Origin of the sequence: Pedobacter sp. 22226, from assembly GCF_052045455.1 — a bacterium.
Classification (GTDB): Bacteria; Bacteroidota; Bacteroidia; order Sphingobacteriales; family Sphingobacteriaceae; genus Pedobacter; species Pedobacter jeongneungensis.
This window is the reverse complement of the sequence record NZ_JBQEPB010000006.1, coordinates 161794-181648: the sequence shown is the minus strand read 5'-3', so window position 1 is coordinate 181648 and position 19855 is coordinate 161794. Positions and strand designations below refer to the sequence as shown.

Genomic DNA, 19855 nt, shown 5'->3' with positions numbered 1-19855 from the left:
TTGTGGAGTCAACAACTAACGAATTAACGTTTATTTTTTTTCAGTCCAAATCAGATTACTATTGATGTGACGTTGGATGGTTAGCAGTAAGCGGTATCTGGCCTTTTATCATTTTGGCACCATCGCGGGTGAGCCTTAAATAAAAATCAGAAGAACAGGCCACTCCATCTGCATCCAAAGTTAAAAAGTATTGATTGCTGGGCTTCATTGAAGCATTTTCTGCAGCCTTGGCAATGGCGGTGCCCTCATTATATTCATCAAACATGGCAACTTTAACACTTGGAATATTGTTGTTCCTGATGTTATAAAACTGCCTCCAGAGGAAATCTCCATGTAAGCGTGGTATTTCGTTCTGCGCACCTGTATGCCAGTTAGACCATGCAAAACCCGGAAAAGCAACGGGTTGATAATCCTGGTTATGCGAGTTGCAATAGGCAAAATCAGCACTGAGGGTTGAAACATAATTGTTGGCGCCGGCAATGCCGTTCATAGATCCAACTGTCCACGGCTGGATCATATTGGCCTGGTTATAAGCACTCATATTGGTGGCATCATTTCGCCAGTCCCTTTTTACCCCAATAATTACGTAACACCCCTGGGTTTTAAACCAATTAATCACATCTGTCCATACGGCATTATTACCTGGTCTTCCCGAAACCCCTATGCCCCATAAACTTACCACAGGCTTCCCATTCTGTTTCGCATAAGCCGTAGAAGAAGTATGGGTTTGCATGCGGGTGGTCCAGTCGGTTTTAATTTCAGACTGGAAATTTGTCCAGCCGGAAATGTCGTATTCGATAAAGAATTTGCGCCCGTAAGTTTCGGCAGCTGCTTTCACCATAGGTACATTTCCATTACGCCAGTTCAGATCGCGTGGATCAGCTGCCAGGGCACTGCCAAAACGTTGAAGCGCAGCACAATCGATACCGTTTTGCTGCATCCAGAGGAAATGCGTATTTACAACCTGCTGAGAATAAGAAGTAAATAATTTTGCTGGCTGGCCATTGCCCAGATTTGCAAACCCGGTTTGGTAGGTGGTGGTATATTCCCTCACATCAGGCCACATTTCAACATTAATATGCCCCGGAGATGGCGGATTAGGTCCCCAGGTTTTCCACGAATTAAATGGCGATCCATCACCAAGACAGCCAAACCAGGCCTGGTAGCCTACAACAAGCTTACCTACCACATCTCCCGGAGGAGAAGCCAGTGCTGCAACCTGCTTTGCCTGCGAAAGGCTGTGGTGCACAACCTCTTCGCTTTCCTGTGTTTTTTTACAACCCACTGCCGTCAGAATTACTGCCGACAGCAGCATTAAATTAATTTTTCTCATTGATCGGATATATTTGGTTAACACACCAACATCGGTGTAAAAACCAAAATAGAACCGAGCTATTAATAAATGATAAATAAATAATTAATAAGGCATTTGTAGCTGATTAATAATTATTTTATGCATCCTGATATACTTACATTCCTAAACTCTCAGCAAAGCGTACAAATGACCGGAAGATAACGCCAGATTATTTTTCGTCCTTTTTATCGCTGATTTTAATTCGGATAGGGCCTTTGATTTTTTTGATGTCTACAGGTTCGCCTTTCTGGGTGATGAGGACCAGTCCCTGCTTTTGTAAGGCGATGGCTTCTTCCCATACAGCTGACATGTGCGCCCGCCAGTGCCCTGGGAATAACAGCCTGGCAATTTCGGAAGGGCAGGTGCTTTTTTCGGGTCCGCGGAGCATGGCCATTTGGAGTATGGTGGCTTTGATATCTGGCTGTTGATCCATTAGCATACAACAAAACTCGGGCAGGATTGATTTGGCGCGGGAAAAATTATTATATCTCCGCTACAGGCCATCCTGATTTGTTTGAACAGGCACACCTCCGTTAGCAAACCTGAACTAGGTAGCAATGACCTCTGAAATTCAGCCATTTAAGCCCCGGCATCATTTTCGCTGTGAATATAAAAAAATGATTATGAGCTGGACTTGCCCTAAATGTGACCGTGAACTGCCCTGGAAAGACTACCGCCACTATTGCCAGCGCGTAGATCTGGACAGTCTGTTTGTCGGGCGCTCCGCCGAGTTGGTGCTGGCTTTCGATAAAATTTTAGCGGAGGTGGCAGACTGGCCGAATGTGCTGATCGGGGTAACTCCAAACTGTATCGTATTTACCAAAAGGGTGGGTTTCCTGATTATCAGACCGATGAAGAAAGAGCTGGACATCAAATTTTATTCAGCCATGGCACACACCGAAAAACCTGTGGTTAAAAGTATCGCTTCGGGCAAAAAATTTGAGAACCACATCAGGATCTCCTCCGCGGATGAGGTGCGTCCGGGATTGTTTGTGTATATCCAGGAGTCTTATGAGCTACAATAAGAAAAATATTTTCCCTAACCATAGTTTTGTCCCTATAAAATTAGGGATCAGGTATTTTTTAAATCCTGATTTTCTTGATCAGGTTGATTGCCCTCTCCCATTTTTGGTATATTGCTATAGGTTTAGGATAACTTTTTAACTTAAATTCCCAGGGAATGAGCACTTCCATGTCATTTGCTTTTTTAAGTTCCGGAATCCAGTGCCGGATAAATTTCTGGGCTTTATATTTATTGGATTGGTGCACGGGATTGGTGTACCAGATTTCAAAGGCCTGCATGTGCCAGTTCATCCAGTTAGAACTCACGTCGTAATCGATAAGCCTGGATTCAAAATAGGCTGCTCCCCAGGTCCAGTCGATTTTCAGGTCATGTACAAAATAACTCGCACAGTTTACCCTGCCCCTGTTGCTCATGTAACCGGTCTGGTTTAATTGCCGCATATGCGCATCAATAAAAGGGATCCCCGTTTTGCCTTCACACCATTTTTTGAATTTACCGGGATCGTTTTCCCATTGGTAATTTTTATTCTTGTAGCCTTTGCTTTTAAAGATCGCCTCACCGAAGCGCATGGATTTAAAAGTGAAATAATCCCGCCAAACCAGTTCAAAAATCAGCCACCAAGTGCTCTGGTTCTTTTTGATTTCCTTTTCGTAAAGCTGCACTTTTTCATAAATCTCTCTTGCAGAAATGCAGCCCAGGGCGAGGTAAGGAGAAAATTTTGAACTGTAGTCCATCCCGTCTGACTGGTTTCTGCTCCAGCGGTAACGGGTGAGTTCCTCCGATTTAAAAGTATAGTATTCCAGCCGTTCCAGTGCGGCATCTTCGCCTCCCTTAACAAAAGGTCTGGCATTTTTGTATTCCCCCACGCTAAAACCATAATCTTTGTAAGAAGGGAACCTGCTGGCAATAACCTTTTTAACAGGGTTTAGTTTTTTGGGGATGTCGAAGGTTTTTCTGGGCTCCGATTCCTTCCCTGCTGGAATGCGATAAGCTTTGCTTGTAAGGGGGATTTTAGGGATGGAGAAAGGAATATCGTCTTTGTGGTAAAGTGTTTTTTCCCAGAAAAAATGGAAGCTGGTTTCGGGCAGGGCCTGCTTTAACTTTCTGATGAGTTCAAGCTCATAGCTGGCATATTCTTCTGCTGCGTAGATATCGGTAATCTGGTGTTTTTGAATAAGTTCGGGTATGGTAATCAGCGCGGATTCGGCTCCGATACTCAGCTGACCACCTATCAATTTCAGGTTGGCTTTGAGATTGCTGATGGATTGCTCCAGAAACTTAAACCGGTTGATGTCTGCTTTACGAAAACCTAAGCTGTGATTTTCGAAGTTCGATTTTTCAAGGCAAAAGCAGCAGAGTACTTCGTCGCATTCTTTCTGTGCAGTTACCAGTGCCTCATTATCATGCAACCGCAAATCATTTTTAAACCAGATGAGTCCTCGTTTTTTATTTGGTGTTTTCATTTATTTGCTTTACTGCCGATAATGATATGAAGCATGTGCCGACTAATGCCACTGTTTAGACTGACACTTAAAATAAACAGTAAAACGATGTTAAATGTTCGCACTGAAAAGATTTCATTGCATTAAGTTAAAAACGATAGCTCTTGCCAGTTTAAGCCATTTATGCAGGGTTTCGATCTGGCCCTGAGCACCATTGATTTACGGGCTGCTTTTATTTGAGCCAAAAAAAGCCCCAATTAGGGGCTTAAATAATTATTTTACTTTTTTCTCGATCGCTTTGCGCTGGTTTCCTTCGCTTGATTTGGCACCTTTAATTTTATCAGCTTTTACATCGAGTTTTTTCGCCTCGTATTTAATTTCGTGGTCCTGGTTACTTACCGAGTTTCTTTCCACTTTTGTTCCTCTTGCCATCATGTTTATTTTTAGGTGTATAGATATAACATTGGTTTTCAGGAATTAGTTTAGAAATTTATGACTGCTTTTTAATTTATCAAATCCGCCTATTTATCTTATCCGTGCTATCACTAACATTTACCGGCAATTATTTGGTCTCAGCAACCGATATATCATAATTTATATGCGGCGCTTATTATGCTAAAAGCTCCCCCATTCCGAAGGTGGTTAAGCCTTTTCCAAACTGTTCTGCAACAGCCTGGTTGGCAGTATTAATGTATTCACCAGTGATCGGATCAACAACCGTTCTCAGCGGCCTTTTACCTTTTTCAGTGGCTATTAATTTTACGATCGCATCAGCAACATCCTGTGGATTGGTTTGATGGCTCTGGATCAGTTCACCCAATGCTGCCATCATCTTATTTGGAATCTCTGCGATAGCGCCATAACCTTCGAACACAGACTGATCTGAAGCATAAACTGTTTTTTGCGACATTTCAGTCGGAAATGCACCAGGCTCCAGAATCGCCACGTCTATTCCCAAACGTTTAACTTCGTAATGTAAACCTTCACTGAGCCCTTCCAAACCGAATTTTGATGCGGCATAAACAGTAGCGAAAGGAAATGAGACCCTTCCAAATCCGCTGGTTACATTGATGATCAGTCCCTCCTGCTGTTTACGCATGGCCGGTAAAACCTGCTTAATGAATCTCCAGGGGGCAAAAACGTTAACATCAAACATTGCCTGCACATCTTCAGTTGTAAAGCTTTCGGCCACGCCATGCATGGAAAATCCTGCATTATTAACCAGCACATCAATGGAACCCTCTTTCGAAATAATGGTTTTTACAGCCTGCTCAACGCTTTTTTCATCGGTAAGGGTAACATCGAGAACAGTTACATTCTCAACCGCCGATAGTGCCTGAGCTTTATCCGCATTTTTACCCGCAGTATCTCTCATCGTTGCGTAAACCTTATGACCTGATGCGGCAACACTGTGCGCGGTAAGCCAACCAAAACCACTATTTGTTCCTGTTATTAATACGATTTTTTTACTCATCTTTCTATTGTTTAAATGATTTATGCAAAGGTTGGGCAAGTGAACCATATAACATTTACCATTTGGTAAAAAGCATCATCAGCGGATGTTTTTCCTTATTCTGCTGAGTGACTGCTGGGTAATACCGAGGTAAGATGCCACATACGAAAGCGGGACACGGTTAACAAGTCCGGGGAAATGATCGAGAAATGAAAGATAACGGGTTGTTGCATCTTCAGATACCAGAGGACTTCTTCTTTCTATCGCTTTCAGGAGACAGTTTTTGACAATGAGGTGCTCTATCTCTTTCCAGCCAACAATAGTATTGCCAATTTCATCCCAGCTCTTTTTTGAAAAGACCAGTAAACGGCAATCTGTTATGGCCTGTATATATTCTGAGGCAACCATTTGAATTTCAAACTTCTGCTGGTCGGAAACAAAATTATTTTCCTCAACAAAGGAATGCGTAATCTCTTCACTTTTATTGTTATAATAACAGAATCTGGTTACTCCTTTAAGAAGAAAACCTACATATCGTGGGATTTTACCAGCCTCCGAAAAATATTCCTCTTTGCGCAACTCTACCGTTTCTGCCTTGCTCAGAATAAGTTCAATCTGTTGGGTATTCAAGTTGCCGAATTGCAGTATGTAATTGACAAATTCTTCCATTTTACAAATTTCACCTTTATAAATCGAAACTTTTTTACCATATGGTAAAAAATGTTTTCTTACACACATTATTGTCGTGAACAGCGTATTTTGTCAGATTTTAGCCGGAGTCCCGACATTCAGACCCAATTTTTCGCAAAAAAGCTTACTAAACAGAGAGTTAGGGGTAAAAAAGGACAAAACCATTTGAAAATGTTTTTTCCTCGTTATGGGGTCAATGGCGGTGCGTAATTCGAACCATTTTGTAAACGAATTGGTAGAAACAGGCGGTTTTTCGAAAATGTTGAAAGAATAACTTAATATATTTTTGCTCCACTAATTTCACTCGGAGTTGTTCCAAATTCTTTTTTAAACACAAAATAAAAATGCGTAATATCCTCAAAACCTAAATCAAGGTAAATATCGGTCGGTTTTTGTTTTTTTTCTTCGATGAGAAAACGGGCTTCCTGCAAACGTCTTTTTAACAACCAACGATTTGGCGTTTCCTGAAATATGGTTTTAAAATCTCTTTTAAATGCAGATAAACTGCGTCCTGTAAGAAATGCGAACCTTTCAATGCTCACATTGAACTTATAATTTTGTTGCATAAATTTTTCCAAATCCAACCGTCCGGGAATGCCAAAATCAAAAAGAATATCTGACAACTCTGGATGTAATTGCAATAATATGAGCAACAATTCCTCTCGTTTAATATCTGAGAAAGTTTGGCTTATATTTCCCGAATTGTTATAGTACGGTTCTAATGACAATAAAAAACTATTGATTAAATTATCTTTTTTAAACTTTACAAACGCATCCTTTGAAATAAATTTTTTGAATACAATTGAATGTTTTTTTTGAAATGCTTTTAAAAAGGCTTCATCCAAAAAGATAATTACTTTCTCAAACTCATTATTATATCGCACTTTGTTGTATCGTGCCAATCGGTTTTTACGAACCAAACAACTTTCACCGGCCTTCAAAACATAATGTTTGTTTCCATCATAACCATTCATTTTTCCTTTTGCCAGAAACACAAAGAAATGCTCTGCGATGAATTGTTCTGCAGAAAGCACAGGACCAACAGTACAGGATTTTATTTCAGTTATTTTCATTTCGACAATTTAAAAATATCGTCTGCTTCCAAAATTTGGGTTTGATAACCCTTTAACACTGCATTAATCATTGCTTTTCCTACTTCAGAAAGTTTTAATGTTTTTGCAGGAAAAAATGGCGACATCAGTGGCCCCAGAATCTTATAAATCAGCTTTATATTTTTCTGGCCTTTACTTCCTGTCATTATTGCCGGGCGGAAATTGTATTGACCTTTAAAAGGCAATTTCATTAATGCATTTTCGGTGCGTCCTTTTACCCTTGCCCACATTACTTTTCCTTTTTCTGTACTATCGGTGCGGTTGCCCGATACATAAATAAAAGTCATTGCAGAATTAATGTGTGATATTGTTGTAGCAAATGGAACTACAAAATCATAGGTCTTTTTGGTAAAGCTTTCCTCGTTCTCGCCAACAGAACTGGCACCAGCACAAAAGAAACATCCATCGTAAGTTTCCAGTAAATCCGAGTGATTGTTGATTTCTGAAAAATCCTTTATAACCAACTCTTTCAGCTTTGGATGATTTTTATTGTAATGTTTCCTGCCGATAACCAGCACTTCGGTTACTAAAGGATTATCTAAGCACTCAAATAGAACGCCTTCTCCTACCATTCCTGTAGCACCTGTTATGATTACTTTCATAGGTTTACAATTTTCAAATCAATTAAACTATTTGCAGTCGCTAATATAGCTTCTTCATTGCCTCTTGGCTGCCAACCCAAAAGATTTTTTGCTTTTTCGTTACTTGCATGTTTTATTGAACCTAAAAGAGGCGTTAACATTTTCAATTTTGGATTGAAAGTAGCGAGCAATCTGATAAGCCAATTTGGTATTTCTTTTGTCGGTACTTTAGCCGCTTTTTGGCCTAAATTTCTCCTGAGAATATGTGCTATATCCAAAAAAGAAACTGATTTTCCTGCAACGGCAAGAAAGCGCTGGCCGTTGGCTTGAGGCATTGTCATTGCTTTAAAATGTAAATCTGCCACGTCCCGCACATCAACATATCCAAAAATCAATTTGGGGCAGGAACGCATTTCGCCATTCAACATTTGCCTGATGGTCTGAATAGAATGCGAAAAATCGTTGGACAAAACCGGACCCAAAACACCCGTTGGATTGACCACAGATAATTCCATCCCAGCTCCTTCATTTTCAATAAAATCCCAGGCCGCTTTTTCCGAAATGGTTTTGGAACGTTGATAAGGCGCCACGGTATCGTTCAGTTCTGTCCAGTCTTCTTCTGTGTAAGGTGTTTTTTTAACGGTTCCCATACCTACTGCACCAAATGCAGAAGTAAGGACTACACGTTTTACACCTGCTTTTTTTGCTGCTTTAAGCACAAACAAAACGCCATTAACTGCGGGTTTTACAAAGTCATCATCTGTTTTTGCATCTGTGTTTGGAGTTGGCGAAGCTGTGTGGATGACATACTGACAACCTTGTGCGGCATTTTCCCAACTTTTTTCATTGCTCAATTCGGCTTCTGCAAAAGATAAATCCTCAAAGTTGGTGATGCCCGCTTCTCTCAGCATTTGTTTAACCAGCGCTGTCTTTTTAAGCGAACGAAGGGTGGCTTTAACTTTGTAACCATTTTGAAGCAAAGTTATTATACAATATGAAGCGATAAAGCCTGAGCCGCCAGTGACTAAAACTGTTTCTCTATTTTCCATTTTTGAAGTTTTGATAAAACAAAGTTCAACTATAAAAAAAGCAAAAAGCTTGTTATAAGGTCCAAATTTATTTGTTATAAAGGTCAGAACTTGATACCTCAAAATGTAAAGCTTACATAGTGACCCTAATATTGGAATAATTGTGAAATATAGAATTCCATTTATATAGCTTCGAAATGGAACCAAAAAAGTAGATTACAATTTATTGATTAATAATAAAATAACCAATTCAAAGTAGTAAAGAATTATTTTTACACCGTCAGGGTATCCATATGGGATTCGAACCAAAAAACACGTTTTACCTGCCCTATTCAACGATTTCAAAATCCCCTAAAAACAAAAAGGCCCTTTAAGATAATCTTAAAGGGCTCTCGGGGTCGGCAACGGTTCGAATTAGCAATAAATTTATTGCTGATTTAAAGAGAATCGCAGAACTAGACACTAGGATGACAGAGTATGATAAGCTTGGTAGGCTCATGAAATTACGGAAAGAAAGTGAAAAATTGATTCCAAAAGTTGTAGACAAAAAGAAAAAAATTAGAGCAAAACGAAAATCTAGAAAAGTGCTACTCAAGAAATGGATTATTAATATTTCTGATAATTAAATGGATGAACCAATCTAATTTACCCCCTTAAGGTGAATCCATGATTGATTGAATAAGAATAATCAACAAAAAATTTATTTTTATTGTTGCGGGGTCAATTCATTCTGGTTTGTTCAATCTCACAGAGTTAAACTTGCTAAGAGAATTTCTGGCGGGTTTTATTAGTAAAAAATACTTCGCTCTAAGTCACTGCAGGAGAAGGTTCCTGGATTAGAAAATTATCCAAAATGGTGCATTGAATGTTTTTTTAGATGCCTCAAGAATAATCATTGATTTGCTTTTGGTTGGTACCAAACATGATGCGAATCACTTTTTGTATTTGTATTCTGAGCGTATAGTGGATATTTCAGCAAAAATGGCCAGCCGTTCCGCATTTAAACTGTCACTCCGTTTCGCTTTAAAGTGATCACCTGTTTCGAGGCAAACTGGCCGTTCTGATCTTTTGATCAGCTTTTTTCGCAACTGGCTTTCGGGAATAATTTTTCAATTTCTGCATAAAATAATCGCTCCTGGGAGCATATCTATTATTCGGGATGGACCACGGTCGCTTCGCTGTTTTGAAGATAGTATGGCGCTTTTTTTACGCATTCCAGTACCTGCAGATGGATTTTGATCGCTAGAAAGGTCTGAATTGAGGATAAATCCGGCAGTAAGATGGATCTGGATCCAAAGTGTATATTTGTTCAGAGGGAAAGGAACTTAGATGTGCATCATCTGGTAATCAAATTGATAGCCAGTTTGGCCCGAAACAGAGGGGTCACTTTCAGGTTTTTCCCCGTATAGATTTTCTCATCACAAGCATTCTTCATGTTCTTTATCCTCATAATTCCTATGGCCAATGGAGATAGTAGAATTTAACAATATTTGTTTTCTTTGTTTCCAATTCTGATATTAACATTTGCAGGCATACCTATAATGTAAAAAACCATCTATCCAAAAAAATCATAATTGATGATATCTTCGCAAAAATCAAATATCAATATACAAACAACTACCAACCAATAAAATTCAATGAAATTAGACCTTTTTCAGATTGACTCATTTACCGATGAAATATTCCGTGGCAATCCAGCCTGCGTTGTTCCGCTTAAGGAATGGCTTCCGGACGAAATACTCTTCAAAATAACAAAAGAAAATGCCGTTGCAGAAACTGCTTTCTTTGTAGATATGGGCACGCACATACACCTGCGCTGGTTTACGCCTGAAATTGAGATGGATTTATGCGGTCATGCCACCCTGGGTGCTGCCCACGCACTCCATACCATTTTAAATTATGGCAAAGAAGAAATTGTTTTTGCGACAGCAAGCGGAAAACTCACTGTGGCGATAAAAGATGATTTATATTCGCTGGATTTCCCTTCTAGAAAACCTGTACCTGCCCAACTTCCCGCAGTAATTGTTAAAGCACTAAACATCCAGCCAAAAAAAGTTTTGAAATCAAGGGATTATATATTGGTATATGAAAACGAGCAGCAAATAAGGGATATCGTGATCGACAGACAGATATTTGATCAGATCAACCTCGACCCAGGTGGTGTGGTGGTTACGGCTAAAGGCAATGAGGTTGATTTCGTCTCCCGGTACTTTACACCGCAATCAACCATCCTTGAAGATCCGGTTACCGGCTCAGCACATTGTTCACTCATTCCTTACTGGAGCGAACAAATTCATAAAAATGATCTGCTTGCGACTCAGGTTTCTGAACGCAGTGGAACGCTATACTGTTCGGATCGTGGCGAAAGGGTTATAATCAGCGGTAAGGCCAGAACATATTCTATTGGCACATTATGGACAGCATAGGATCAACTGAACTCACCTGATTTTAAGCATCGATCATAAGGCTTTATAATTTAGCGTTGATCTGCCCCTAGCGAACAAAAAGCCCTAGCTATTCATCGCGGTTAGATCCATCATCCTATCCCTTGCATGATGGATCTTATTAAATCACCTCATCCAGCTCCTGGCTCCGTAAGTGCCCCCCAATAACCTCCACCCCCATTATCGATATCCCACTCAGATCTTCACTTTAATTGATCAGGTTATAATAACATAACCAAGCTCCAACTAGATTACCCGATATACAACCATTCTCCGGCTGACTGAATATATAGATTATCCTAATCGCAGTAGCATGCTCAGACAGACATTGTTTAGGTCCCGAAGTTTCTATGTACATCGGAGGCTTGTGCAATGAACCTTAACTAATAAATTATTTAAGGAAAAATAAAACAAATATTTAATTCTCGTTGTTGTGAAATAAAATATTTATAATTGGGATAGGGGATTTCAGCTTGCTTACAGGAATTAGCAATAGCTGATATCGAACAGTTCGGTTTTACCATTGCAAATACTCAATATTTAACATACACTTAATTTACAATTATGAAAAAAATCATCTTATCAGCAATTTTTGGTTTTTCGGCGATAGCATTTTTGCCATCATCTTCTAAAGCTCAGAGTACCCCTAAAGCTCAAAATACGTCAACGAGCCAGAGTACAACGGACAGGGCCATGACTCAACCCGAACCCACTAATGCATTAGCCGCATGGTCGGCAGGTTATCAATATGGTATTTCACATGGTTGGGGACAGGAAGATTCCCTCTATTGGGCCAATGTACAGATGAAGCTTTGGATTTACCATCACGGGTATTAAGTTTTAAACGCTGGCGGGACTTAGTCCCGCCACCTAAACAAAATGCCGTGAATCTTTAATTCTCAAAGAAAATGGCGCTTGTTTAACCCGCATCTCATAAGATAGCCAGAGGAAGCAGTACTCCCATAATAAGGATCAAACTAAAGTAAAACTGGTAAATGCTGTTGGAGGGATTATGAAAAATTGGCTTCAGCAGTTTAACTGTGTATGTCAGCAACAGTGGTCACTCAATCCCCGTTAGGCTGAAAGAAAATTCCTTCAAAAAATTCATTAACAAAATAATCTTGCGCAAGCCAATGAGGTCCTGCGTGGCATTTCGGCGAATGTGTACGGGCGTGAACCAAAAAGGAACTTCGTATTTCTATCGGGTTGCTTCGATGAAAATCCCGATAAACGGAAGAACCAAATTAAAAAATATAGTCTAAAAGGAGTTATGGGATATGCATCATCCGGCGAAAAGGACGGGTTTAGAAAAATATTAGATTATTTACGTTCCAACATATATACTGATCGACAAGCATGGCAACATGATAACAGCAAGAGGTGATGGGCCAGCTGATTTGGACTTATGGCAATATACTAATCCTTAACATACATCTGTAAGTCTTGTTAAATGAAGCAGTGCGTCAGATTAGCTATTCTGGATCCGCTTGAAATGATCTTAGAGGTTACAGATTTAACGGTACACACTGAAAAAGATTCCAAAAGACTTCTGAACGCCTGAGGACATAACCCATACCTCGCCTACTGGATCTCTGGATGCCGATCCTATCCGGATAACAGATTGTCTCCAATATCCGTAAGAATAAACTCTTTTCAAAAACGCCGGTAATCATTATATCGGCAAGCCGTGACGGTAAGGAAATAGCCATCGGTGCCTGCACAGATGATTTCATATCAAAACATTTTGATATCAACGAGCTGATCAAAAGGATTGACCTTCAGTTGAACTCATCAGGTGACAAAACCTAAAAACACCATTTGAAATTTCCTCATTCAGAAGGGTTCTTCGCAGATAGGTTTTTTCAATTGCAATCTGCTAAGTTGATGCCCGGAAATTCGTTTTGCGGACCATGTTCAGTCAGGGATATATACTCGAAAGCAGTTCCGCAAAAGCTTTGACAACTTCCGGACAGAATAATCTTCTCAACGGCAGGATTTAATTCCAGGGCAGGAGTGGCGGTTCATCTATATTCAAGACACACATCAGTGCCCCTATCAATTGTACTGCGTCCTACCGATCCGGGATACCTTGCCATCAAGATTCGGGCTGGGAAAGTCCGGATAGTAAACCAGAGTAACCGTACAGCCATTCTGGTTATAAAATACCCCCGGGGCGGCTCCGATCTGAAAACTCGGGATCACCACACGTGTCCCGGCAGGAAGCGTCCCGGTAACAGTAATGGTAGCATAGTCATCGTTGACATTACCGCTGGAGTTATCCGCGATCCATAGCTTCTGATCCGAGATAGGGCCTACAAGCGCGACAGAGCTGATCCTGTCATTCGAACCCGGATGGGTACTGGTCAGATTGAGGTTGACATTTGCAAATGCCCCATAGAGCAGATCACAGGTTCCTTGAGCATTATGGCCTTCATAAAATGCGAAATAACCCTCTCCGGTTACAGGTCTTCCGATCTCGGAGGGTTGCCTGGATGGATTGTCCTGGGCAAAAAGGTGCTGGGATGCCATCAACAGTGCTGACATCAGCAAACAGTTTTTAAAAATCTTTTTCATTTAATATTATAGGTATGTGTAGTGCCAATATACCTATTATTACGACAACTACCAAAAATACTACTATGTCAATGTAAATATAAAATTACATTTTAACACAACTTCAACTACAAACATACCGGATGCGATGTAAGGCAAAGACACTGGAAGTGAACCTTTAGGCCCGGATTAGTATGCTTAAACATTTAAAGAATGCTTTAGAAAGCGGACTTGTCGAGGAAAGAACCATTACCATTTTGAATACCTTAAAGGATCGAGGTAAGAACGGGAAAAAAAATAGACAGACCGACTTGTTATGGCGAACCGTACAGTGTACCATCAGAATTGAAGAATCGAGACTGATCGCTACCCGACCTGACAATCTGGACGAGGTGCTTGAAGATTATGGCGCATATATCTAAAACGACCTTCGTGGAGAGGGCACAGTTTTATTATAAGGCATCCTTCGATGTACTTCAGGATCTGTATGAAAAGGCCTGACGATATTTTTTTATGGCATTTTGAAACTGAACCATCAGGGCCTTTATTTCAGTTTTTTTGTACTGCTTTTAATAGCTAAAAGTGCCTTCTCTCTATTGGTCTGTCTATTGGCTTAACCATTTATGAACTATAAAGAAGGAGGCATAAAACTCCCTCCTTCTTTGGTTACGATAGGCTTCCGACAGCGTGGTAAAAACCAAAAAGTTGAAATGACCGGTTATAAATAAACTGTTATTTCTCAGGTAAAATATTTTGATTGAACATATTAATCCATTCCTGAACAGACTCTTTGGTTGGTGATGCAAAATCTTTTATGCCATCAACAGTTTCCCTGGAAAGCGGTGCAGCTCTTTGAAACATGATTTCTTCAAAGGCTGAAATTGCATCTTTTTGATTGGGATAACTTTTATCGCAGAGACATTCGCATAGATCCAGGGCGTCCAGCATCGCGAGATTAACACCTTCACCATTGGGAGGCATTAAATGCGCTGCATCACCAATAAGGGTGATATTACTTTTGGTTCTCCACCTTTGCTCCAAAGGAAAATAGTTCAGCGGGCGCCATGTGAAATGTTCACTGGCTTCAAAAAGCGTATAAAATACAGAATTCCAATTTTCAAAATGCTTTAATAAATAGCTTCGTACTTCTACAGGTTTTTTGAAATCGATACCGCTTTGTGTGATCCAGTTTTCCGGATACATTGATGACGCGTAAAAGTTAGGCCCCCATCACCACGTGGCTGCACAGCTATAGTGGGGATTATTCCAAAAGTGGCCACTTGTTTTTCTGCAAAGTGGCCACTTTTTTCGGTTTAAAATGGCCACTGATTTCGCTTAAAAGTGGCCATTCGGCTCATTTTAAGCGATTTTAAGCTGTTATTAATGCTGGCGGCAATGATCGTTTGCTGTTATAAAGTGTTTTTAAAGGAGCTCAGTGGGCCTTAAAATTGATTTTTTTCCAGTCTTACAAATCAGATTTTCCGAATTTGTTTTTTGTCGCTGAATATGGCGCTAGAGTGGCTGTTATACTCCAAAACGTGGGCCTGATGTTCCGCTCGGCTGTATTTTTAGAGATTGGAGGACAAAAACACTTTTAGTCTGGATTTCCCTGGTTTAGCAGGAATGAATATATTTGGGCCTTTTCTTAGCTTGCCCTTCTCAAGATTGGGTAAATCCCCGGGTGCACAGTTTGGAACGGAATCCGCTGTCTACTATTGCCGAAATCCCCAGATAAGTTAAGTTTTTAGATTATGAACATTAAAAATTAATGACCAAGATTAAACGTAACTAATCTTTTACTTAATAATTTAAGTTCATGAATTATCCCCTTTAATTACTTGCAATTGCAGTTGTCTGAAAAAATAAGTAGGTATAATAGGTATAATAAGTCAGGTAAATCCTTTTACTTACGGCAAACTTAGTTGATATTTACCCCAGAAATATTAGTTTTGAAATGTGGCTTAAATTTTATCAAGCGTAAAAGGTAAGTTACATGTAGAAAGCTATATCTACTACAACCATCTAACCAATTAAAAACATTATGATAACGCTCTTAAAACCCACATTACTATTAATTGACAAAAATCAGCAACATTTTTTTTGTTCCGCTGATGACAAATAGGCTACTCCTAGTTTTCTTTTTTCTCTTAGAAATTGGAAAAAGTTTTTCCCAACAGGTAACAATTGATACAACTAATGTTACATTGTTGAGAATCGCACCGGAAACTGCGATGGGCGGAAATGCAGCTTTGTTTATCGACAAAGTGAACTACATACCCCTTCAAACGTCTAAAGAATCAGAATTTGGCTCCATTACTCAGCTCGAGGTTACCGATTCCTTTTTTATTATCCTAGATCAGGCAACCAATTCGGTCCTTTTATTCGACAGGATGGGAAATTTTTATCGTAAAATTCAAACCAAAGGATTAGCAGGTCAACTTGGCTATGGTGAGCAGTTCAAGCAGATCTGTGTGGACCAAACAAAAAAACAAATCCTGATACGGACACGCAATCAAAATCATACACTAGTGTATGATTTTGAAGCAAACCTGATACAAACCATTAAAACAGATTTAATCAAGGGAGAATTCGCATTTTTTGACAATGGAAAGGCTATCGTCAACTCTACCGGATATGATTACAATGATGAGCTCAAAAAATATGATCAGTTCTGGCTAAATAAGAATCAAGTATCAGGAAAACTTTCATTATGGAGTCATTTAAAAAAACTCGATTCCCGCGATATCCTTACGCCTGACCAATTTTATTATCAATCAGGCGATCATTTTTTTAGTACCAACACTTACTCCTATAATATATTTAGGATTGGTTCTGATTCAATTTCGCTTGCCTATCAATTTTTATTTCCCCAGGAAAATTCCTTACCCAAGGACTTCCTGATCAACAAGTCACTGGAATACAAACGGATAAATTATCTTCGCGACCACAGTGAGTTGATATATAGCGTCACCAACTTTTTCAAAGTCGGAGACAATCTAATGTTCAAATTGCAGAGCGGGAAAAGCAACGATTTTGACGATCTGGTATTCAATCTTAAATCCCAGCGGCTAATTGCGATGAAAAAAATAACGCCCGATTCAGTAAGTCAATACCTGACAATTGCCCAACCCTCGATACTTGGGACCGAATATTCGAATCACGGAATCCAAAAAGTTTTCGGGAAAAACATATACACATCCTATTCGGCACTTGAACTTTTTACGTCAAAATCAAATTCAGAAGAGACTGTTCGCTATGATGATAAGCTGAAGAAATTTTTTGCCGCAAAAAATGATCATGCCAATCCCGTGATCGTGGAAATCACCCTAGAAAGTGACCTGTGATGAGAGCTTTTCTGTTAACGCTTTATCTCTCGATCAATTTGTTGGCTGGCGCTGTTGCACAGACCAAGCCGGACAGTGTAAAGTTAGGGAGGCTAAACGGGCGCGTTATGGATTCAAAAAGGAATTTTCCTTTAATATCTGCAACAGCTACTATTTATAACCTCAAAACAAACGATATTATTAATTATGGCCTGACGAATCCCTATGGATATTTTTCAATCGGAAGTATACCCGTAACAGATTCCCTTAAGCTCATAATTAGCTACATTGGCTATAAGGATAAAATGGTCCGGTTTAAGATGGGCCAAAGTCCAGTTCTTGATTTAAAAACTGTATTGGTCGATCCCGGTGCAATCGAGCTTAATGAAGTAACTATTTCCAGCGCACCTCCCGTAAAGATCAAAGGTGATACCGTGGAATTCAATGCAGATGCTTTCAAGCTAAAACCCAATGCCGTAGTAGAAGATCTTCTTCGAAATCTGCCTGGCGTCATTATCTGGGGAGATGGCAAGATCACTGTAAATGGAAAAAATGTTAGTAAAATACTGGTGGATGGTAAACCATTCTTTGGCGGCAATTTCAAAATCGCAACACAAAATCTTCCAAATCAAATAATAGATAAGGTACAGGTTACGCCTGACAAACCCACCGATAACAATCCGATCGTATCGACGGTATCGGTCAATCTAACCTTAAAAGAAAAAAACAAGAAAGGCCTCTTTGGGAAAGCAAGTGCGGGGCTGGGCACTGGTCACAAATATGATGGGAATCTAAGTTTGAATTACTTCACGCCAAAAATGGAGCTTACCGCACTCGGCGCCGGTAATAATGTCAACAAGGTGGCTGACAATATCACCACGCTGTTGGAAGACGCTGTTTTTAAGCCCAGCCGATCGACAGAATACTTACCAGACTTCAATGCCCTTGGGCAAAATAAATTTTTATCCGGAGGATTCAATCTATCTCGGAGCTTTTCCAATAAGAGGAAACTGAATATCAATTTCTTCCGCAATAATATCGACAAAATTATAGAGCAGAATTACATTGGTATTTCTTCCTTGGCAAATGAGCGCAGAATCGACAGTTCGATAACAAGAAAGTCAGGAACAGATATAGGATATAGATTCTTGGCCTCTTATGAACAGAATAGGCCCAACAGCAACTTCGGGATATCTGCTAAAATATCAAAAGATATCGGTTCGCTCGAAGAGCGGACGAAAAACATCATCAATGATGGAAGTTCCCAACTTAGCATAGTCAATAATTTCAAGAATAACGGCTTCGATACCGACGAAAACATTGCGCTATCGATCAACTTCGATAAGTCAGCGGATTATTCGAAAAAGCAGATCAAAAATCGCAGTTACCTTTTTAAATACACGCTTTCTTATGACAAGTATCATTCCAGTAACGAAAGGGTAAGCGAATACAGCGGGCAGTTAGGCAACGTTAACAGGGAGTATTTAACAGATCACTCCAAAGTTAACAATGGTTTAGAATACCGTTACAGAAATATTGGTCGATTTATAAAGCTTCAGGGGATACAATTGGATCTGATAAACAGGTTTGATCTCAATAAATTCTCAAGAGATAACAGGGTCAGCGATGTCACAGGTGAAGGCAAGATTTCAAATAGGTTTCTTACCAATAAGGATAATTATTGGATGGTTGATGAAAAGCCTTCCCTTTTGATGAAAAAAAGATTTTCAAAGTTATTTGAAAGTCGTTATTCCAAGGATCTGCTCATTTCCGTTGATCTTCAAGCCCGGTTTGTCAATCAAAAAAACACAGCAATGATCAATACGCTTAATTTCAATAGATCTTTTAGCGCCTTTCTGCCCAATGTTGAAGCAATTTATCAATATAACAATGTCGGACGGTTCAACAGGATGCTCAAAGCAGCCTACGCGCCCCAAATGAAAGTCCCAAGCCTGGAACAACTGGTTGCCTTGCCTGATTCATCGGACCTCTACAATCTGAGAAAAGGAAACATACACCTCAGACCCGAATACCGCCATGAGTTCATTCTTTCGGTTATACAAAGCTCCTACAGTAAAAAGGCAAACTACATTTTCTCACTCGATCTCAAAGCAGGCATTGTTGAAAAAAGCATCATAGATAGTATCGATTACCGAAACACCATTTCGGGGACCACCTATTCGATGGCCAATGCTGGAGCTTCTAATTATGCCTCGATCATGTTAACCCTGGATAAAACATATATGTTCAAAGATAAACAGGTAATGCCCACAATATATATGGGTTTAAACCGGTCAAATCTTCCGCGCTATATTAATGGATCCCTATACCAAACCAATACTTTTTCCACCATACTAAAGGCCGGACTTTCCTATACGTATAAGAACCTGCTCCTGGTTTCGGCCAATCACGCGCTGTCGTTTTTCAGGAATACCCAATTCCAGTCTGAATATTACACCAATATCTCCTTGTCCAATATCACGACCTTAAATTTTACGCTAAATCAATTTAAACATTGCACATTCAACATAAATGTAAAGAACACGGATTCGAAATTAAGCAACGACAGGAAATTAAACTACGTTTTACTCAACAGTAGCATTCTTTATCGGTTTTTAAAAAGTGAACAGCTGGAGATGAAGTTCAGTGCACTCGATATTTTAAAACAGAATCGAAATGTCCTGATCGATCAATTTGAAAACCGCGTGACCCGCAGTGAAATCAATTCGCTTCAAAGGTACTTTATGGTCTCGCTTTCTTACTACCCAAGACTCTTTAATCAACAATTATAATTAATCCATCAAAAAATGAAAAAACAAAAAAACAAACTCATGACCATTATTGCGTTTTT

Annotated in this window: 17 protein-coding genes; 6 read left to right on the top strand and 11 right to left on the bottom strand. The window is 39.7% G+C overall.

Going from position 1 to position 19855, the window contains the following annotated elements:
- Positions 1 to 58: 58 nt before the first annotated feature.
- Together ACTJKC_RS15490 and ACTJKC_RS15485 are read right to left on the bottom strand one after the other, a co-directional pair.
- Positions 59 to 1333 carry a glycoside hydrolase family 71/99-like protein gene (locus ACTJKC_RS15490; RefSeq protein WP_440793263.1) on the bottom strand — a complete coding sequence of 425 codons (1275 nt, stop codon included), beginning with the start codon at positions 1331 to 1333 and terminating at the stop codon, positions 59 to 61.
- 190 nt (positions 1334 to 1523) lie between these two features.
- Positions 1524 to 1787, bottom strand: a complete 264-nt coding sequence (locus tag ACTJKC_RS15485) for a DUF3253 domain-containing protein (protein ID WP_440793261.1) — start codon at positions 1785 to 1787, stop codon at positions 1524 to 1526.
- 190 nt (positions 1788 to 1977) lie between these two features.
- Here ACTJKC_RS15485 and ACTJKC_RS15480 point away from each other — a divergent pair, with 190 nt between their 5' ends.
- Positions 1978 to 2379 carry a DUF5655 domain-containing protein gene (locus ACTJKC_RS15480; RefSeq protein WP_440793259.1) on the top strand — a complete coding sequence of 134 codons (402 nt, stop codon included), beginning with the start codon at positions 1978 to 1980 and terminating at the stop codon, positions 2377 to 2379.
- 58 nt (positions 2380 to 2437) lie between these two features.
- Here ACTJKC_RS15480 and ACTJKC_RS15475 read toward each other — a convergent pair whose 3' ends face one another.
- The 7 genes from ACTJKC_RS15475 to ACTJKC_RS15445 form a co-directional block, all read right to left on the bottom strand.
- On the bottom strand, positions 2438 to 3841 hold the full coding sequence (locus ACTJKC_RS15475) for a DASH family cryptochrome (protein ID WP_440793257.1): 1404 nt from the start codon (positions 3839 to 3841) through the stop codon (positions 2438 to 2440).
- 252 nt (positions 3842 to 4093) lie between these two features.
- Positions 4094 to 4255 (bottom strand): DUF3606 domain-containing protein, encoded by a 162-nt coding sequence (locus ACTJKC_RS15470; RefSeq protein WP_440793255.1) that lies wholly within the window; start codon positions 4253 to 4255, stop codon positions 4094 to 4096.
- Between the two features lie 175 nt (positions 4256 to 4430).
- The gene (locus ACTJKC_RS15465) at positions 4431 to 5294 is read right to left on the bottom strand and encodes an SDR family oxidoreductase (RefSeq protein ID WP_344850130.1); all 864 of its coding nucleotides are present in this window, start codon (positions 5292 to 5294) and stop codon (positions 4431 to 4433) included.
- Positions 5295 to 5372: 78 nt separating this feature from the next.
- Positions 5373 to 5942: a Crp/Fnr family transcriptional regulator gene (locus ACTJKC_RS15460; protein WP_344850128.1), complete on the bottom strand. Its 570-nt coding sequence runs from the start codon at positions 5940 to 5942 to the stop codon at positions 5373 to 5375.
- Positions 5943 to 6238: 296 nt separating this feature from the next.
- Complete coding sequence (locus ACTJKC_RS15455; protein ID WP_344850126.1) at positions 6239 to 7036, bottom strand: helix-turn-helix domain-containing protein; 798 nt, start codon at positions 7034 to 7036, stop codon at positions 6239 to 6241.
- Positions 7033 to 7677, bottom strand: a complete 645-nt coding sequence (locus ACTJKC_RS15450; RefSeq protein WP_440793252.1) for an NAD-dependent epimerase/dehydratase family protein — start codon at positions 7675 to 7677, stop codon at positions 7033 to 7035. Before ACTJKC_RS15450 ends, ACTJKC_RS15455 begins: the two co-directional genes overlap by 4 nt.
- The gene (locus ACTJKC_RS15445; RefSeq protein WP_440793250.1) at positions 7674 to 8705 is read right to left on the bottom strand and encodes an SDR family oxidoreductase; all 1032 of its coding nucleotides are present in this window, start codon (positions 8703 to 8705) and stop codon (positions 7674 to 7676) included. The genes ACTJKC_RS15450 and ACTJKC_RS15445 overlap by 4 nt, the downstream gene beginning before the upstream one ends.
- A gap of 1616 nt (positions 8706 to 10321) precedes the next feature.
- On the opposite strand from ACTJKC_RS15445, the gene ACTJKC_RS15440 reads away from it, so the two are divergent.
- Positions 10322 to 11110 carry a PhzF family phenazine biosynthesis protein gene (locus ACTJKC_RS15440; protein WP_440793248.1) on the top strand — a complete coding sequence of 263 codons (789 nt, stop codon included), beginning with the start codon at positions 10322 to 10324 and terminating at the stop codon, positions 11108 to 11110.
- Positions 11111 to 11692: 582 nt separating this feature from the next.
- Positions 11693 to 11965: a hypothetical protein gene (locus ACTJKC_RS15435; RefSeq protein WP_440793246.1), complete on the top strand. Its 273-nt coding sequence runs from the start codon at positions 11693 to 11695 to the stop codon at positions 11963 to 11965.
- A 1218-nt stretch (positions 11966 to 13183) separates the two neighbouring features.
- On the opposite strand, the gene ACTJKC_RS15430 is transcribed toward ACTJKC_RS15435, so the two are convergent.
- Entirely contained in the window at positions 13184 to 13702 is a 519-nt protein-coding gene (locus ACTJKC_RS15430; RefSeq protein ID WP_440793244.1) for a hypothetical protein, read from the bottom strand.
- Positions 13703 to 13875: 173 nt separating this feature from the next.
- Between ACTJKC_RS15430 and ACTJKC_RS15425 the strand changes: the two genes are divergently transcribed.
- Positions 13876 to 14103 carry a hypothetical protein gene (locus tag ACTJKC_RS15425; protein WP_440793242.1) on the top strand — a complete coding sequence of 76 codons (228 nt, stop codon included), beginning with the start codon at positions 13876 to 13878 and terminating at the stop codon, positions 14101 to 14103.
- A 310-nt stretch (positions 14104 to 14413) separates the two neighbouring features.
- Here ACTJKC_RS15425 and ACTJKC_RS15420 read toward each other — a convergent pair whose 3' ends face one another.
- The gene (locus tag ACTJKC_RS15420) at positions 14414 to 14884 is read right to left on the bottom strand and encodes an FAD-dependent oxidoreductase (protein WP_440793240.1); all 471 of its coding nucleotides are present in this window, start codon (positions 14882 to 14884) and stop codon (positions 14414 to 14416) included.
- An 872-nt stretch (positions 14885 to 15756) separates the two neighbouring features.
- On the opposite strand from ACTJKC_RS15420, the gene ACTJKC_RS15415 reads away from it, so the two are divergent.
- Both ACTJKC_RS15415 and ACTJKC_RS15410 read left to right on the top strand, forming a co-directional pair.
- On the top strand, positions 15757 to 17025 hold the full coding sequence (locus ACTJKC_RS15415) for a 6-bladed beta-propeller (RefSeq protein ID WP_440793238.1): 1269 nt from the start codon (positions 15757 to 15759) through the stop codon (positions 17023 to 17025).
- Positions 17025 to 19796, top strand: a complete 2772-nt coding sequence (locus ACTJKC_RS15410; protein ID WP_440793236.1) for an outer membrane beta-barrel protein — start codon at positions 17025 to 17027, stop codon at positions 19794 to 19796. The genes ACTJKC_RS15415 and ACTJKC_RS15410 overlap by 1 nt, the downstream gene beginning before the upstream one ends.
- The last annotated feature ends 59 nt before the right edge of the window (positions 19797 to 19855 follow it).

Bases quoted from the DNA above. Each gene is read 5' to 3' on its own strand.
- ACTJKC_RS15490 (WP_440793263.1), bottom strand. From the start codon at position 1,333: ATGAGAAAAATTAATTTAATGCTGCTGTCGGCAGTAATTCTGACGGCA.
- ACTJKC_RS15485 (WP_440793261.1), bottom strand. From the start codon at position 1,787: ATGGATCAACAGCCAGATATCAAAGCCACCATACTCCAAATGGCCATG.
- ACTJKC_RS15480 (WP_440793259.1), top strand. From the start codon at position 1,978: ATGAGCTGGACTTGCCCTAAATGTGACCGTGAACTGCCCTGGAAAGAC.
- ACTJKC_RS15475 (WP_440793257.1), bottom strand. From the start codon at position 3,841: ATGAAAACACCAAATAAAAAACGAGGACTCATCTGGTTTAAAAATGAT.
- ACTJKC_RS15470 (WP_440793255.1), bottom strand. From the start codon at position 4,255: ATGATGGCAAGAGGAACAAAAGTGGAAAGAAACTCGGTAAGTAACCAG.
- ACTJKC_RS15465 (WP_344850130.1), bottom strand. From the start codon at position 5,294: ATGAGTAAAAAAATCGTATTAATAACAGGAACAAATAGTGGTTTTGGT.
- ACTJKC_RS15460 (WP_344850128.1), bottom strand. From the start codon at position 5,942: ATGGAAGAATTTGTCAATTACATACTGCAATTCGGCAACTTGAATACC.
- ACTJKC_RS15455 (WP_344850126.1), bottom strand. From the start codon at position 7,036: ATGAAAATAACTGAAATAAAATCCTGTACTGTTGGTCCTGTGCTTTCT.
- ACTJKC_RS15450 (WP_440793252.1), bottom strand. From the start codon at position 7,677: ATGAAAGTAATCATAACAGGTGCTACAGGAATGGTAGGAGAAGGCGTT.
- ACTJKC_RS15445 (WP_440793250.1), bottom strand. From the start codon at position 8,705: ATGGAAAATAGAGAAACAGTTTTAGTCACTGGCGGCTCAGGCTTTATC.
- ACTJKC_RS15440 (WP_440793248.1), top strand. From the start codon at position 10,322: ATGAAATTAGACCTTTTTCAGATTGACTCATTTACCGATGAAATATTC.
- ACTJKC_RS15435 (WP_440793246.1), top strand. From the start codon at position 11,693: ATGAAAAAAATCATCTTATCAGCAATTTTTGGTTTTTCGGCGATAGCA.
- ACTJKC_RS15430 (WP_440793244.1), bottom strand. From the start codon at position 13,702: ATGAAAAAGATTTTTAAAAACTGTTTGCTGATGTCAGCACTGTTGATG.
- ACTJKC_RS15425 (WP_440793242.1), top strand. From the start codon at position 13,876: ATGCTTAAACATTTAAAGAATGCTTTAGAAAGCGGACTTGTCGAGGAA.
- ACTJKC_RS15420 (WP_440793240.1), bottom strand. From the start codon at position 14,884: ATGTATCCGGAAAACTGGATCACACAAAGCGGTATCGATTTCAAAAAA.
- ACTJKC_RS15410 (WP_440793236.1), top strand. From the start codon at position 17,025: ATGAGAGCTTTTCTGTTAACGCTTTATCTCTCGATCAATTTGTTGGCT.